This is a genomic window from Endozoicomonas sp. Z74 (assembly GCF_057680865.1).
This window is the reverse complement of record NZ_JBLYZI010000019.1, coordinates 58465-73206: the sequence shown is the minus strand read 5'-3', so window position 1 is coordinate 73206 and position 14742 is coordinate 58465. Positions and strand designations below refer to the sequence as shown.

10 protein-coding genes are annotated in these 14742 nt (G+C 51.2%); 6 read left to right on the top strand and 4 right to left on the bottom strand.

Annotated elements, in window-relative coordinates; translation table 11 throughout:
* The coding region (locus tag ACNRUY_RS07980) for an IS1595 family transposase (RefSeq protein ID WP_488111123.1) at positions 1 to 572 on the top strand (572 nt) is incomplete at its 5' end.
* Complete coding sequence (locus ACNRUY_RS07975; protein ID WP_488111122.1) at positions 569 to 1099, top strand: hypothetical protein; 531 nt, start codon at positions 569 to 571, stop codon at positions 1097 to 1099. The genes ACNRUY_RS07980 and ACNRUY_RS07975, both read left to right, overlap by 4 nt.
* A 103-nt stretch (positions 1100 to 1202) precedes the next feature.
* Here the strand turns inward: ACNRUY_RS07975 and ettA are convergent, their stop codons facing one another.
* Entirely contained in the window at positions 1203 to 2870 is a 1668-nt protein-coding gene (gene ettA / locus ACNRUY_RS07970) for an energy-dependent translational throttle protein EttA (RefSeq protein WP_488111121.1), read from the bottom strand.
* Positions 2871 to 3162: 292 nt separating this feature from the next.
* Between ettA and ACNRUY_RS07965 the strand changes: the two genes are divergently transcribed.
* Both ACNRUY_RS07965 and ACNRUY_RS07960 read left to right on the top strand, forming a co-directional pair.
* A complete protein-coding gene (locus ACNRUY_RS07965) occupies positions 3163 to 4206 on the top strand; it encodes a hypothetical protein (RefSeq protein WP_488111120.1) in 1044 nt (347 codons plus the stop codon).
* Between the two features lie 194 nt (positions 4207 to 4400).
* Positions 4401 to 5705 carry an autotransporter domain-containing protein gene (locus ACNRUY_RS07960; RefSeq protein WP_488111119.1) on the top strand — a complete coding sequence of 435 codons (1305 nt, stop codon included), beginning with the start codon at positions 4401 to 4403 and terminating at the stop codon, positions 5703 to 5705.
* 59 nt (positions 5706 to 5764) lie between these two features.
* On the opposite strand, the gene ACNRUY_RS07955 is transcribed toward ACNRUY_RS07960, so the two are convergent.
* The 3 genes from ACNRUY_RS07955 to ACNRUY_RS07945 form a co-directional block, all read right to left on the bottom strand.
* Entirely contained in the window at positions 5765 to 8893 is a 3129-nt protein-coding gene (locus tag ACNRUY_RS07955) for an efflux RND transporter permease subunit (RefSeq protein WP_488111118.1), read from the bottom strand.
* A gap of 1 nt (position 8894) precedes the next feature.
* Positions 8895 to 10136, bottom strand: coding sequence for an efflux RND transporter periplasmic adaptor subunit (locus ACNRUY_RS07950; RefSeq protein ID WP_488111117.1), 1242 nt, complete (start codon positions 10134 to 10136; stop codon positions 8895 to 8897).
* A gap of 393 nt (positions 10137 to 10529) precedes the next feature.
* On the bottom strand, positions 10530 to 11456 hold the full coding sequence (locus ACNRUY_RS07945; RefSeq protein WP_488111116.1) for a M15 family metallopeptidase: 927 nt from the start codon (positions 11454 to 11456) through the stop codon (positions 10530 to 10532).
* Between the two features lie 375 nt (positions 11457 to 11831).
* On the opposite strand from ACNRUY_RS07945, the gene ACNRUY_RS07940 reads away from it, so the two are divergent.
* Entirely contained in the window at positions 11832 to 12599 is a 768-nt protein-coding gene (locus ACNRUY_RS07940) for a DeoR/GlpR family DNA-binding transcription regulator (RefSeq protein ID WP_488111115.1), read from the top strand.
* Positions 12600 to 12960: 361 nt separating this feature from the next.
* The gene (gene gcl / locus ACNRUY_RS07935; RefSeq protein WP_488111114.1) at positions 12961 to 14700 is read left to right on the top strand and encodes a glyoxylate carboligase; all 1740 of its coding nucleotides are present in this window, start codon (positions 12961 to 12963) and stop codon (positions 14698 to 14700) included.
* Positions 14701 to 14742: the final 42 nt, after the last annotated feature.

Here is a 14742-nt window from a genome sequence, read left to right as displayed (position 1 = left end):
TTTTATCGGGTATCTCGGAAGAAGACGAAACCTTCTTTCTCGAATCTGAAAAAGGGGCGCGAAATCTGGATCGTCTGCCTCGCAAGCGTGGCAGGCGACGTTTAAGAAATAAGCCGCACTCTGAAGCAAAAGCAGCTAAATCTGAGCCCATCAAGCTAATACCCGTGATGGTGGCGTGTGATCGGGATCATCATGTTGTGGATGCTGTCCTCAAACAGGTCAGCATCGATGAACTCACTACTCATCTCAAAGGCAAAATTCAGGCAGGAAGCACGATGTGTCTTGATGGACACATGTCACATGACAGTCTGGGAAAAAAGCTGAAAGTCACTCTGAAGACGCTGGTAACGGGTTCCGGTGAATATGTGAAGGAGGAGATTTACCACATCCAAACCGTCAATGCTTATCACAGTGACCTGAAGAGCTGGATTAACGGACTTTTCAGAGGCGTTGCAACAAAATACCTGTCTCGTTACCTCGGGTGGAAAAGGTTTCTTAAAACTCAACTCTTCTCAGAGGAGGCTTTTTTAGATCAAGTTTCTATACATTGGGTAGAGCAACACTTAATTTGAACAGCGCCGGAGAGCTTATTTTTGATTGGAGGGAGGGATATTATCGGGAGCTCATTATTTTGATTTCCCCCATTATCCATTTTTTAAAAAAAGACGCTGTTTTCGGGAAATATTCAGAAAGCAAGGTTCAGTTTAAGCGGTTCAAGTATTTAAAAACGAAAAGGGACCGGGTAATTCGCCTTATTTTTGAGGAGGTTGGGGTGGAGCGAGATGTCCTGCAAGTTGGCATTGACGTTCACCGTTCCAATGGATTTACTGAAGATGTTTATACGGTTCACGGGGTCTTTTTTGCTCTTGATGGTGTCATATTCAGTGGGTATCAAACAGCAGAAAACCGCCAAATGATTGAATCGGTTATGGGCGAGGTGGGGATGCAGGGGGAGGAGGGAGCTTCCCAAACGGATTCTCAATCGTCTTCTTCAAATGGTACAAGAACACAGAGGTCAGGCGAGGAAGAGCCTCAGGGGCAAACCCAAGAGCAACCTGACAACGGGAGTTGCTTTAGAAGTCATTCCGGTGGACTTTGATCCTTTTGCGATTTACTTCTCATTTTCTTGGAAAAGCCTTCGAGGAATTGCTTGTGTATTAATGGTGTGAAACCGGCACTCAGGGGGAGTGCCGGTAGAAAGGTCAGGCATCAATCCGCTTGTACTTGATCCGGTGGGGGCCAGCAGCCTCCTCACCCAGCCTTTCCTTCCGGTCGGCTTCGTACTCGGTATAGTTCCCTTCAAAGAAGGTGACCCTGGAGTCCCCTTCGTAGGCCAGGATATGAGTGGCCACCCGGTCGAGGAACCAGCGGTCGTGGGAGATCACCATGGCACAACCGGGGAATGCCAGCATGGCTTCTTCCAGGGCGCGCAGGGTTTCTACATCCAGGTCGTTGGAAGGTTCATCCAGCAGTAATACATTACCGCCGTCTTTCAATGTGGCTGCCAGCTGAAGTCGGCCCCGCTCACCACCGGACAGCTCCCCAACCCGTTTCTGTTGATCGCCACCCTTGAAGTTGAAACGGCCAATGTAGGCACGGGAAGGCACTTCATAGTTATTGATGCGCAGCATATCCTGGCCATCGGAGATGGCTTCCCAGACGGTTTTCCGGTCATCCAGGTCATCCCGCATCTGCTCAACATTGGAAATTTTAACCGTATCGCCCCGCTCAATAGAGCCGGAATCCGGTTGCTCAGTGCCCATAATCATCTTGAACAGAGTGGATTTACCGGCACCGTTCCCCCCGATAATGCCCACAATCGCCCCTTTGGGCACACTGAAACTCAGGTCATCAATCAGCAGCCGGTCACCAAACCCTTTGCTGACATGATTGAATTCCAGCACTTTGTCTCCCAGGCGAGGGCCAGGTGGGATATAGATTTCGTTGGTTTCGTTACGGCTCTGGAAGTCCTGGGACTGCATTTCTTCAAAGCGGGCCAGTCGCGCCTTGGACTTTGATTGCCGGCCCTTGGCGTTGGAGCGTACCCATTCCAGTTCGTGCTCCATGGCTTTGCGTCGGGCATCCTGTTGCTTTTGCTCCTGCTCCAGGCGCTGTTCTTTCTGCTCCAGCCAGGCGCTGTAATTGCCCTGATAGGGAATGCCTTCGCCCCGATCCAGTTCAAGAATCCAGCCAGCGGCATTGTCCAGAAAATACCGGTCGTGGGTGATTGCCACCACTGTGCCGGGGTATTCCACCAGAAACCGCTCCAGCCACGCGACGGATTCTGCATCCAGGTGGTTGGTGGGTTCGTCCAGTAACAGCATTTCCGGGCTGGACAGAAGCAGACGACAGAGAGCTACACGACGGCGCTCGCCACCAGACAAGTTTGCAACCATGGCATCCCATTCCGGCAGGCGGAGAGCATCGGCGGCAACATCGAGTTTGCGTTCCATGTTATGGGCGTCAGCGGCCTGGATAATGTTTTCCAGTTTGGCCTGCTCTGCAGCCAGGGCATCGAAATCGGCATCCGGTTCTGCGTAGGCAGCATAGACTTCATCCAGTCTTTGCTGGGCCTGCTTGATTTCACCCAGGGCTTCTTCCACCACTTCCCGAACGGTTTTATCAGGATCCAGTTCGGGCTCCTGAGGGAGGTAACCAACGTTCAAGTCGGGCTGGGGGCGGGCCTCCCCGTCAAATTCGCTGTCGACCCCCGCCATGATCCGCAGCAGCGTTGATTTGCCCGCACCGTTCAGGCCCAGAACGCCAATTTTGGCGCCCGGAAAAAAAGACAGCGAGATGTCTTTTAGTATCTGACGTTTCGGGGGAACAGTTTTGCTCACCCGGTTCATGGTATAGACGTACTGAGCCATGTCTCTGGGTCTCTGAATCGATTAGGAGATTAACCGAACGACGATACTGGATGCGGCTGGCCTTGGCAATGTTCATGGGGGGAATTATCAGTAACTCGATGGAATAAAGAGGTAGGATAATGGTTCTAGTTAATCCAGGTGTATCAGGCAAAGGCTGCTATTTTTCCTCTGTGGCTGTGTATTGTCTGGTTGCAGAACAACCAGTTGGGAGGCTGTATTGAACCGCTTATTCCCCTGGGTTACTTGCCTGTTCCTGCTCTCTTCCTGTCCTTTGTATGGGGCAAGCGTTGGGGTGGCTGAAGAGGAGGGTAGCGCCGAGATTGAGCATTCCTCCGAGGATGGGTGGGCAGATCAGTTCGTTGAAGGTATTTCGGGACCCAACAAGCTGAAAAGGGACTTACGTTTTGTACTGAGGCATGGAACAGAGTCCTATAAAAAATCTCACTTCCGGTCACCGGATCGGAAAATGACTTTATTTGTAAAGCAGGCGCTTCGAGAACTAAAGAAAAATGGCGTTACTGTGAATGATTTCCGAGTTGTGAGTCTGATGTTGTATCTAGAGGGGTTTACTCGGTACAGTATCAGGGGAAAGTCGCTTTATGGTGACCGATTAAATAATGTTTCCAAGGCACTTCTTCATTATGCCCATATGGACGGCTTTGGTTATCCTGTTGATGGAGAAGGCCTGTTGATTGATTTTTCAGGAGAAGGACGATCTGCTTATATCTGGACGTTAATAAGAATATTACGTAACAGGGATCTGTCTGAACCAGATTGTAATCATCATATGAATCATATGAAGAGGTTGGTTGGTCAGGCACAGGAATTATATAGATATTATCGATTGAAAAGAAATATGAAGAGGTCTGCTGTAAATGCAGTGGATCAGTTTGTTTATTTTTACTCAGGTCTTGGATATTCAGTGAGGTTTGCTGACTGTCAGCTTTGTGAATTTAAGCAGTGTGTGAAATCAAAATCGGACGATATCTATAAACAATTATATTTTTTTACTGTAGTTTTCAATACAGAGTATGATGAGGGGTATGGCGTGAGCAGGGAGGGGTATGATGTGAGCAGGATAGAAAGGTTGATTCGATTGTTGGGAGTTTGGTATGGGGTGCAAGATGACGAACAGTGGAAAAAAAGAATAAATGAGTTGGTGATAAGTAGTCTTAAATTGGTTTATGATCAGCATCTGGGTGACAATGAACTTTGGGAGAATAATAAAGCTCGCATCAAGAAAGCTTTTCAAACCTATTATTTAACGTACTCTAATTTTGGGTTTGCTGAAAGGGTTGAGCTCTGTAGGGAGGAGTTTTCAGAATACTGTCCCTGATTTGGGGAAAATTTCTATTTTTGCGTATTGTTGAATTTTGCTTGTTCTTTACTACCTTTATTAGCTTGTTTTATAAGCTTTATCCGGTGAAAGTAGTGAAGTCAGGCATTTTGCTTTGTCGTTTTTTGGTGGCTAGTGCCACAGTTGTTCTTCTTTATGGTTGTGGCTCAAATTCAAAGTCAGAGATGGATCAGTTGGCAAGAGAAACTGGAGATAAAATACTTCGTGAGCACCGGTATGAGCAGATTAACGCCAAAGCCCCCTTTTCGGGTGAGGCATCGGCTTTGAAGGCGGGCTATAAAGAGCTGGCGGATGCCTATGCCAGCTCAGGCAGGCAGGATCTCCCCCCATTGCACATGATGGTGATCTCCAGCTATCTCGCTGATCATCAGGACGATCCAAAAGCAGAAAGCCTGCTTCGAACTGAAAAGTTTGACAGCAGTTATTCAACAGAAGAGATCCTGTCAGCCATTGGCAAAGTGAAGCAGGCATTTCAACAAGCGGGTACCCCTAACTTTCTTGCCAACCAGAAATTTCTGGAGCACACCAGCGACCACCACTGGAATTTCCACTATGGGACATTCAGTAAAATTCACAAGAGTGGCTTTGGGGCACTGGACGGCGACCTTTATGAGGGGGCTCCAATGGTCGCGGATGCCAGTGGAAACCCCGTTCTGACAGGGCTGGAAGATGATCAGTGGTACTTCTATGGACAGGGCTATGCCTTCAGGGGACACTGGGAACCGGTATCAGGCCTGCGACAGGAATATAAGGGAGAGGGGGCTGAGCTGGGGCTGTTTTCGACCCTTGGGAATGGACTACTGCTGGGAGGCATGTTTGGATTTCAGAAAGTCCGGATGACTTTTGAGCAGGGCGGCTCGGATGCGGACATTTATCGAATAGGGCCCTTTCTTTCCTGGAGTTCCTCCCACTGGGCGCTGGATGCCATGGTGAATTACGGGTGGGTAGGCTTGAAAACCCGGCAGCTGCATTGGCAAGGTAGCCCGGATGGAAGTGAATGGGCGGCACATGCCCAGTTGAGTTACAGCATCTTTCTGGACGATGTGGCCCAGGGGTTGAGGCTGGTGCCGGAAGTGTATGCGGGATTCAGGCTGGGAGACATTCCCGCCCACGAAGAGTCATCTGAAGGAAGTACCCGAAGTCTGGATGCCTCCCGGCAAAAAGGCCTGACGGCCCGCATTGGCTCTGGCCTGGTGTATACCCTGCCCGACCTGAGCGCACCCACTGAGTTCAGTGTAAAAGTGGGGCTTCAGAAAACCCATGGCTGGCAAGAGGAAGAGAAGAATTCCAGCCGCCGTAGCCAGTGGCCGGATACGCCCTTGGCGGAAACCAGGGAAACCGCCATTTATTACGGGCTGGGTTGCAGCCACCGGTTTGGTGCGGATAAAGATAAACTGCTTGGCATTGATTACCTGGGGCTTTCTGGAGATAAAAGCGGCAGTGATGCTCTGACTCTGACCTATCGGCAGAAATTCTAGCTTTTATGGAGTGATTACCTCCCCGAATCATGATTTGGAGAGGTAAAGACCGTGACTCTTTAGCTGTTGGCTTTGTCAGGATTAAAGTATTCCCGAAGTCTTTGCAGCAGGAAGTAGAACATCGGAACCAGAAGAGTACCGAACAGCGTGGCTGCCAACATTCCTGACATGACCGTTGTGCCAATCACCTGGCGGCTGGCTGCACCGGCACCGCTGGCAAACACCAGAGGCAATACTCCAAGCACAAAAGACAACGCCGTCATTAAGACCGCACGGAATCTGAGTTCTGCCGCAGTGCTGGCCGCAGCCAGTATGCTTTTTCCCTCGCGGCGTTGGGTCATGGCAAACTCAACAATTAAAATTGCGGTTTTGGCCGCAATGCCAATCAGCAGCACCATACCAATTTGGGCGTAGATATCATTAGCGACTTCAGGGTAAACCTGACGCATCAGGTTGATGCCCAGAAAAGCGCCAAAGCTGGCAACTGGAACTGCGCTGATAATGGCCAGTGGCATGGTCCAGCTCTCATATTGTGCCACCAGGAACAAATAAACAAAAAGGAAAGCAAGTCCAAACAGGATGGGAGCCAGGTTGCCAGCCTGTATTTCCTGCAAAGATTGTCCTGACCAGTCAAAGCTATAGCCATCGGGCAGGTCTTTTGCCAGTAGGCTCATGGCCTGGAGGGCGTCCCCAGAGCTGTAGCCGTCTGCCGCCTGGCCACTGATGGTGGCTGATCGATAAAGGTCATAATGCTTGATATTGCCAGGCCCCTGTACAGGGGTTAAAGAGGCAACCGTGGACAGAGGAACCATCTGCTGCTTGAGGTTGCGTACATAGAACCGGTCCAGATCGGAAGGTGATGCCCGGTCTTTGCTCTCTGCCTGCATTTTGACCTGGTAAGTGCGACCAAACTTGTTGAAGTCATTCACGTACAGAGAGCCAAGCTGGGCCTGAAGGGTCATGAAAATTTCAGACAAGGGGATGCCCAGGGTTTTCGCCTTGTTTCGATCCACTTCCAGATAATACTGGGGAACATTGGCTCGCCAGGTGCTGAATACTCTGTTTAGCTCCGGTCGCTGGTTTGCCTGGAATATCAAACCGTTCAGAACCTGGCTCAACTCCTGGGGAGAGCGGTTCATGGTGTCCTGCAGGCGAAAATCAAAACCTCCGGATGTACCCAGCCCTGGTATGGGTGGGAAAGCGAAAGCCATCACCTGAGCTTCCGGGAGTGCCCAGAGCTTCTGTTGAACGCGGTTTAATATTGCGCTCTGGTGGAGGCGTGGGCTGGTTCGATCTGCCCAGTTGTCCAGAGTGACAATCACCATGCTGCCATTGGTGCCAATGCCGCTCATCAGGCTGAAGCCAGAGATGGTTATGACACTGTCGACACCCTCTTCGGAGCGGATGGTATTGATCACTTCGTCAACTACCGCTTTGGTTCGATTGAGAGAGGCGGCATCCGGAAGCTGGACATCCACCATAAAGAACCCCATGTCCTCATCCGGGATAAAGCCCGTCGGGGTGCTGGTAAACAGATAGCCTGTGGATGCGATCATAATGGCAAACAGTCCAACTCCCAGAATGGAACGTCTGAGTAGCAGGGTTACCCAGCCTTTATAACCGCCGGTCATTTTATGAATTAGAGTGTCCACGGGCTTCAGCCAGAGAATGTGCCCCAGCTTGCCTTTTTTCAGCAGCGTGGCGCACAAGGCCGGGCTTAACGTCAAGGCATTCACCGAGGAAATCAGCACTGCTACTGAAATGGTGACGGCAAACTGGGCGTAAAGCCCTCCGGTAATGCCCGGCATAAAAGCAACGGGTACGAATACCGCCAGTAGCACCAGAGTGGTAGCAATGATCGGGCCGGATACTTCTTTCATGGCCCGTGAGGTTGCGTCCTTTGGTGACAGCCCTTCTTTATTAATAAGGCGCTCGACGTTTTCAATAACGACAATGGCGTCATCCACCACCACGCCAATGGCCAGTACCAGGCCAAACAGAGTGATGGTGTTGATGGAGAAGCCAAGCAGTTTCATGATGGCAAAGGTGCCAATCAGGGAAACGGGAATGGCGATGGCTGGAATCAGGGTTGCCCGCCAGTTCTGGAGAAAGAAAAAGACCACCAGTACCACCAGGGCAACGGCTTCGAACAGGGTGTCAACCACCTCGGTAATTGAGGCGTCAATAAACTCAGTGGTATCAAATTTAATGGCGTGGCTGATGCCTTCCGGAAAACTTTTTGACAGCTTTTCCATAGTGGCCCTGACACTTTTGGCCACTTCCATGGCATTGGCATCCGGCTGCTGGTAGATCACCAGAAAAGAAGAAGGGCGGCCATTCATCAGTGACTCACTGTCGTAGCTCTCAGACCCCAGCTCTACCCGGGCGATGTCGTTGACCCTGACGATGGAGCCGTCCGGATTCGCCTTGATGATGATATTGCCAAACTCTTCCGGGTCGCTCAGGCGACCACGGGTCTTTATGGTGTAAGTGAACTGCTGGTCAGGAAGGTTGGGGCCCTGGCCCAGTTTTCCCGCTGCGACTATGACGTTCTGTTCATTCAAGGCACTGGCTACATCTGAAGTGGTCAGGTCCAGGGCAGTCATTCGTTCCGGGTCCAGCCAGAGTCGCATGCTGTATACCGGGGTGCCCATAATTTCTGCCTTGGCCACACCGTCAATACGGGAAATGGGCTCCAGCAGGTAGTTATTGGCATAGTTGCTAAGGTACACCGAGTTGTATTCCTGCTTCTCCGATAACAGGTTGACTCCCATCAGCATGTTGGAAGACTGCTTCAGCACTGTTACCCCAAGACGACGAACGTCTTCTGGCAAGGAGGGTTCTGCAACGGCTACCCGATTCTGGACATTGACCATGGCCATATCCTGGTCAATGCCTGATTTAAACGTCACGATGATGGTGGCGCTGCCATTGTTTTCGGCGGAAGAGTCAATGTAGAGCATGTCCTCTACACCATTGACCTGCTCTTCAATGGGGCGGATGACAGCTTGTTCTACGGTTTCTGCATCGGCGCCCGGAAAGGAAGCACTGATAGTGATCTGGGGCGGGGTGATGTCCGGGTACTGACTTACCGGCAGGGTATAAAGGGCGATCAGCCCCACCAGTGTGATCACAATAGATATGACAAAGGCAAACTTTGGCCGGTTGATAAAAAACTGGCTGAGCATGTCAAACTCCCTCTTTCTGTGGTGCGGGCTTGGCGGCGGGAGCTTTCATCACTATTGCACCGCTTTCCTGATCAACCCTGACGGCAACGGGCGTTACCTGGATGCCTTCCCTGACTTTTTGCAGGCCTTCAACAATAATTTGTTCACCGGCTTTCAGGCCCTCGGTGACCACCCACATGGGGCCTGTCCTGCGCCCCATTGTCACTGGCCGGGCCTCGACCTGGTGCTGATCGTTGACAACGAGAACAAAACGACCGGACTGGTTTTCCTGTACTGCGGACTGAGGGATGAGAGGGCGGTTGTGCTTTTCCTGGCCCTGGGCAATCAGGGTAACGTAGAGACCGGGTACAATAATGCCTTGAGGGTTGGGAAACTTTGCCCGGGCAGTGAGGGTGCCAGTGGTGGCATCCACATGGGTGTCTGCAAAATCCAGAACCCCTTTCTGGCCATAGAGCGTGCCGTCGGGAAGACGAAGGGAAAGCTGGTAGTCACGATGGTCTCCCTGTTCCTCGCCATGGGTGTTGATCAGGTAGCGAGTGAATTTTTTCTCATCAACCTGAAAATACACATGAACAGGATCTACTGATGTCAGTGTGGCCAGGGCCTCACTGGCTGGACCAACCAGGGCACCATCGCTGTATCGAATCCTTCCCACTTCACCATCAAAAGGGGCGACGATATCGGTATAACTCAGGTTAAGGTGGGCCGTATCCAGACTGGCCAGTGCGGCTTTGAGTGAGGCCGTGGCATGATCCCGGTGGCTGATTCTGGTATCCAGGTCGGCCTGGCTGATGTGTCCTTTACTGAACAGTTTCCGGGCCCGCTCCAGCTCTTTCACGGAAAGTGTTTGCTCGGCCCAGGCGCTGGCGACATCGGCTTCCGCTTTTTTGAGTGCGGCCAGGTAGGGCTTTGGATCCACTTCAAAAAGGGGTTGGCCTTTTTTGACCCGCAGGCCTTCAAAGGCCCCCTGAGTATCCAGGATTGTCAGGGTGCCCTCGACCCTTGCTCTCAGGTTAACAGTATTCACCGCATCCGTTCTGGCCACATACTCTTCATAGCTGCCGACAGCCTGCTCGGTTACCGTTATCACAGATACCGCTGGAGGTGGAGCCTGGGTGGCTTCCTGCCGGGTAGGTTTGCAGCCGCTGAGGGTGCATGCCAGAAGGAGAGCCTGCCCGAAAAAAATCCCATGCTGCAGGCAACACCGCCTCTTTTTGAAGGCGATATTGAAGATAGCTTTCATGCTTCAACCTTTGGATTTGCATCCAAATCAATCACGTCCTCTAATTGGGACGTGTCATTCTTGTGGGAAGTAATACCTGGCGGCAGTCGCAGAGAAGTGGCATGCAGGCTGGTTGCTGGCAACCAGGCAAGGTCTTCCCATTGACGCAGACGCGATGGGTGCACTTACTTCCAGGAAAGTGGGGGAGTTGAAGCTGAAGTAGCTAATAGATGATGGGGTGGTCCCAGCCTGTATACACCAGCGCGCAGAGAACGGCTGCTGAAGACAGCAGTATATTTATGTTTCCGTTCGTGTGATTGCGCATTGAGTAGGCCAGAGCAATGGTCTGAAAAAGTGCTTTCATTTTTATCATTGCTTCCGGGCTCTCGTTAATAAGAACTTACCCTTACGTCTTTAATGTTGACGGATTTGAGAAATACAGGTCTGGCCTGCAGAAAGGGGCTGGCTGACTTTTCGCTTAAAGGCCTCTGGGTTTTTCCTGTACATGTTCAGTAGCGGAGACTGCTGCCCGGCTTTCAGCCAGTGGTTGTAATCCTGAATTTCACGGCGGTGGTACTGTTCTGGAAACGCCTGCTCACAGGCCCGGTAATACTTCACATACTGCTCAAAATAATCCCGCCCCAAAGCATAGGGAGCCGCCGCCAGAAACTCAGCCATTTCCCGGCTGACCTGGAAGTGCTGGTAGTCGATAGGGGTATCCCAGTAACCTCCCCAGTACAGGAAACCATGGCGTGCAAAGAGATCGATCACATGCTCAGCCATACCGGGTCTTAAGGGCTTACCCAGCCGGAATGCTTTCCGGTTGGCATACTCAGCTCCCGCCGGTGGGTTAAACCGGGCCTGACCATTTTCTGAGAGCTCCAGATAGGGATTTATGACCGGATTGATGTCAATGGCAAGACCATAGGCGTGTATCGAAACCGTTCCCGGCTGCCCGGTTATGGGGCGGTCATTAAAGGCCGAAGTATTATTGGCTGCCATTGACGCATTATCATTCCCTTTGAAGTGCTCCATGGTTCTGGCCATATGGATAGGGAAGCGGATGGCTCTGAGTTCATCCAATAAATGTGAGACCTGGTTGGCTACTGCATCAAGCACCATTATTTCTCCCTGGTGCTGTTCCTTCCCTTCGAAGTTGATATAGCTGAAGGTTACCCGCCTAAGACGGCTGCACCGGACCGGTGTCTGCTTGGTGATGACGCCTGCTTTTTCCATTTTTCGGCAACGGTCACTGGTGACTGCGGATATTCCGGCAGCATGGCCGATGCTGGCCGTAATGAAGATAATGACGAACAGGAGAGTGTTCAGGGGAGACAGCATGGTTATGCCTCTCTGGCTATGGTGTGGGGCTCAGGCAATAGATCGAATAATAGAATAGCTGAGATCAGCCCCCTTCTTTCTGAAGGAAAGAGCACTTGTTGGGCTTGTTTGTGAAAAAATGTTGCCGAAGGTCAATAAGAGGGCTTTCATCCACTCAGGCCTGTCACAAAAGCTTCCCCTTAAGTTACTACGTTGCTAATGTTGGATTGTTAGCAATATTTTAACGGGATTAAATGCGCTGGTGGTCTCTTGATTGTCTGTTTTTTATAAGGTTTGTGGTTCTTGTTGTTAAAAAATACGTCAATTTTAACATTATTTCACCAGCTATGATTTATCTGTGAGTCGGCTGTTGCCTATTGTGTTTGTGGTTACCCTATGATTCCTGCCAAGCGAAGAGAGTTTATCTACAGTTATCTGCATCAGCATAAAATTGCCAGTATTGAGGCGCTTTGTGAGGAGCTGGCAGTATCTCATATGACGGTACGCCGCGATATTAAAGTGCTGGTTGAGGACGGCAGGGTTGAGGCCGTGGCTGGAGGTGTTCAGCTGACTCCCTGCCAGAAGGAAGAGCTGCCATTCAAGATCAAAATGACCCTTGGGCATGATGCTAAAAAAGGAATTGCCCGTGAGGCCGCCGGGTTGATACAGGATGGAGACAGTATATTCCTGGATGCGGGCACTACTGTGCATGAGCTCGCTTACCTGCTGAGGGAAAAAAAGTTGACGGTGGTGACCAATGACTTCAAGACCGCTTCTTTTCTGATGACGGTGCCGGATGTGGATCTCTATCATTGTGGCGGCAGAGTGAACAAGGAAAATTGCTCAAGTACCGGCAAATATGCCTGCCAGATGGTGAGAGAGATGAACTTTGACCTGGCTTTTATCAGCAGCAGTGCCTGGGATGTGACCCGGGGGGTCTCCACTCCCCATGACGAAAAGGTCAACCTGAAGCAGGAGGTGATGAGGTCAGCGGATCGTTCGGTCCTGCTCTGTGACAGCACCAAATATGGCAAGTACGGTATGTATTCGATTTGTCGTTTATCCCATATGGATATCATTATCACGGACAGTGGGTTGAAAAGCAGTGATCAGGTTGCTGTCCGGGAAAGTGGTGTTGAGCTGATCGAAGTCTCTCTTGCATAAGCCTTGCCTTTGAGTATTTCTCCATCATTCCGGTCATGAAATCAGCAAAAAAATGCAAGTAATGTGAAAATCTGTGAATGGGTTGTGTTTAGGTGATCTGAGTCAATAAAAATCGAACGATTAGCGTGGAATAATGCGCTCGAAAACAAGATTGCTAGTAATCTAAAGATTAAAAAGTTAGCAATAAAATCTGCTTTGATTCAGTGGAAGCCGGTTGATAGGGGTAGGTTCTGTTTGAATGTGTTTCGAATGTGAAGCATGCCTGACACAGAAAAGTACTGCCCTATTGAGGTTGTTGTCATTGTGAATAAATGCAGTGGCGTCGCTTCCGCCCCATGGCTGTTTATGGAGTCTGTTCACAATGGCAAAAATGAGAGCGATAGAGGCTGCAGTTGAAATTCTGAAGCGGGAAGGTGTTGATACGGCCTTTGGTGTACCCGGCGCGGCGATTAACCCAATGTATGCCGCCATGAAGAAAAGCGGCGGTATTGATCATGTGCTGGCCCGGCATGTTGAGGGTGCCTCTCACATGGCTGAGGGTTATACCCGGGCGCATCCGGGCAATATCGGGGTCTGCCTGGGCACTTCTGGTCCGGCCGGTACCGACATGATCACGGGGCTTTACTCTGCCTTTTCCGATTCCATTCCCATACTCTGTATTACCGGGCAGGCACCGGTGGCCAAGCTGCACAAGGAAGATTTCCAGGCCGTCGATATTGAAAAAATAGCTGAGCCGGTGACCAAGTGGGCCTGCACCGTTCGTGAGCCTGGCCAGCTGCCTGGTGCTGTTCAGAAAGCCTTCCACATCATGCGTTCCGGTCGTCCTGGTCCGGTTCTTCTTGATCTTCCCATTGATGTACAGATGGCTGAGATTGATTTTGATATAGACACTTATGAGCCCCTGGAGCCCTGGAAGCCGGAAGCCTCCAGAGCTCAGGCTGAAAAAGCAATCCGGATGCTGAACGACGCTGAGCGTCCGATCATCATGGCCGGTGGCGGCATTATTGGTACCGGAGCGGCGGATAAACTGCAGACGTTTGCCGAGCTGACCGGTATCCCGGTCATTCAGACCCTGAGAGGCTGGGGCTCACTGCCAGACGACCATCCATTGATGGCTGGCCGTGCGGGCATTCAGTGTTCTCACCGCTATGGTAATGCCAATCTGCTGGCATCGGATTTTGTTCTGGGAATTGGTAACCGCTGGGCCAACCGTCATACCGGTGGGCTGGATGTTTATACCGAAGGCCGCAAGTTTGTTCATGTGGATATTGAGCCTACCCAGATCGGGCGGGTGTTTGCCCCGGACTATGGCATGGTTTCCGACGCCGGGGCTGCCCTGGACCGGTTTATCGAAGTGGCCTCTGAAATGAAAGCTTCAGGACAGCTCAAAAGCCGGGGTGGCTGGGCAGAGCAATGTCAGGCCCGGAAAGCGTCCATGCTGCGCAAAACGGATTTTGACTGCAAGCCGATCAAGCCCCACCGGGTGTATCACGAAATGAACCGTGTGTTCGGGCCTGATACCTGTTACGTGGCTACCATTGGCCTGGCCCAGATCGCGGCTACCCAGTTTCTGCATATTTACAAGCCCGGTCACTGGGTCAACAGCCCTCAGGCGGGACCATTGGGCTGGACCCTGCCCGCAGCGCTTGGGGTGGCAAAGGCCGACCCGCAGCGGGACGTGGTCGCAGTATCCGGTGACTATGACTTCCAGTTCATGATTGAAGAACTGGCTGTGGGTGCCCAGTTCAACCTTCCCTATATCCATGTGGTTTTGAATAACGCCTACCTTGGCCTGATCCGCCAGGCGCAGAGGAATTTTGATATCGATTACTGTGTGCAACTGTCGTACGAAAACATCAATGCTCCTGAAGTGGAAGGCTACGGCGTTGACCATAAGACAGTGGTTGAAGGTCTGGGGTGCAAGGCAATTCGGGTGTTTGATCCGGAGCAGATTGCCCCTGCACTGGAAGAAGCCCGTGAGCTGATGAAGACCCACCGTGTGCCTGTGGTTGTGGAAGTGATTACCGAGAGGGTGACCAATATTTCCATGGGGCAGAACATTGATGCGATCAATGAGTTTGAAGAAGTGATTGATCGTTAATTAACTTTTTTCAGGGCCACTTTGACCGGATCCTGGACAGGA